This window comes from Oleiphilus sp. HI0066 (genome assembly GCF_001635725.1).
In genome coordinates, this window is the sequence record NZ_LWFH01001718.1 from 1 (window position 1) to 1,505 (window position 1,505).

Below are 1,505 nucleotides of genomic sequence, written 5' to 3' on the forward strand. Positions count from 1 at the left end.
AAAGCCCACCTCTTGGCCCAAAGCCGTCAAACGCTTACGTGCCTCAATACTTCCGTTAATCGTCGTTCCATATTTAGCTGCAAGATGCTCTCTGAGATTCTCACCTTCTTCCGCAATAGAGGGATTCAGTTCGAATGGATGCCACCGTATGGAGACTTGGTCTTCGATACCCAGGTCTTTGATTGCGGCCTGAATTCTGTAATACCCTATAACACACCAAGGACATACAGCATCAGATAAGATATCGATCATAATCTGTTTGCTATTGCTCATGGCGGCTTACCTTTGATTCAACGATAATTGCGACTACTTCAGTATCACCCGTATTGCTAACTTGATGTGCCCATGCTTCGTGCCACATCACGTGCCCATCAGGAACATTTGCGACAAAGGACTCTCCGTTTTCTTCGGTAATTGTCAGCTGGCCACCTTTTTGAAAGTAAACCGTCTCGTTGTGATGACGATGAGGCATATCAGACTCTCCTGGCTGTAGCACCATTCTAAGCACCAGTACGTGTTCGTTTTCCAACAGCACATGGTAGTACTCGGGTGAAGAGACGTGCGCTAAAGGAACCTCCTGAGCATCCGAAACTGAGGCGGACGAAAATAGAACCAACCCCAGAATGGTCTTTTTAATTCGCGTATTCATAAGGAATTACTCCCGATTGGATTAAAAATTCTCTTCAATGTGCTTAGAGAAACGCTTGAAGTCACTCTCAGCTTCCGCATTTTTCATCACATCGAAACTCGCAAAAGTGGGAAGCGCTTTCATACCAAAGAAGCGGAAGTTCATATGCATCGGGAAAAACAAGTCATCGACGCTTTTGCCTTGGAATAGATATTCATTTTCGTCATCAAATGACTCTTTTGGTGCGTTAAAGGTCAGAGACAACATATAATTTTTACCCGTGAGCGTACCGCCCGCACCATAGTTTTTCTTGGGAGCATCCTCATGACGACCGTCACCGTTGCATAATTGTCCTCCCATGCCTGCGGTATAGACTTCATCCATATATTTCTTAAAGGTCCAAGGTACGCCCATCCAGTTCACGGGTGATTGAAGAATTATCGTGTCAGCCCATTGATGGTTTTCAAGCTCAGTTTCAACATTCCACTCTTCATCGATGTTTACAATTCGTGCTTCATGCCCTTTTGCTTTTAATAGTTCATCTGCCATTTGGACCAGAGCGCCATTTAATCGACCTTCTGAGAATGGATATTTATGGTGTGCATTGATAATCAAGATATTACTCATGGCTTCTTTCCTCGCTGTGTATGGACTGTTGGATAAGTAATAGTGGTTAATTAATCACTTTAGGTATATTATTGTTACCTACCTCCCCATATCAATTAGTATACTTTTAGTAACCTGCTTAAAATGAGTAAAGAAACATGAAAAGCCGCGTAGAAACAGATAGTTATGGTCGAAAAAAAGTTTATGATGCGTGTGTCGAGCCTTGTGCGATAGAAAAAGGCATGCGCTTCATTGGCGGGAAATGGACCGG

At 43.4% G+C, this 1,505-nt stretch carries 3 protein-coding genes; all 3 read right to left on the minus strand.

The window, feature by feature from the left end:
• On the minus strand, positions 1-273 hold a 273-nt coding region (locus A3738_RS26855), incomplete at its 3' end, for a DsbA family protein (protein ID WP_197474070.1).
• Positions 263-649 (minus strand): cupin domain-containing protein, encoded by a 387-nt coding sequence (locus A3738_RS26860; RefSeq protein ID WP_068502247.1) that lies wholly within the window; start codon positions 647-649, stop codon positions 263-265. The genes A3738_RS26860 and A3738_RS26855, both read right to left, overlap by 11 nt.
• Positions 650-670: 21 nt before the next feature.
• Positions 671-1,255 carry an NAD(P)H-dependent oxidoreductase gene (locus A3738_RS26865; RefSeq protein WP_068502250.1) on the minus strand — a complete coding sequence of 195 codons (585 nt, stop codon included), beginning with the start codon at positions 1,253-1,255 and terminating at the stop codon, positions 671-673.
• Between the last annotated feature and the right edge of the window lie 250 nt (positions 1,256-1,505).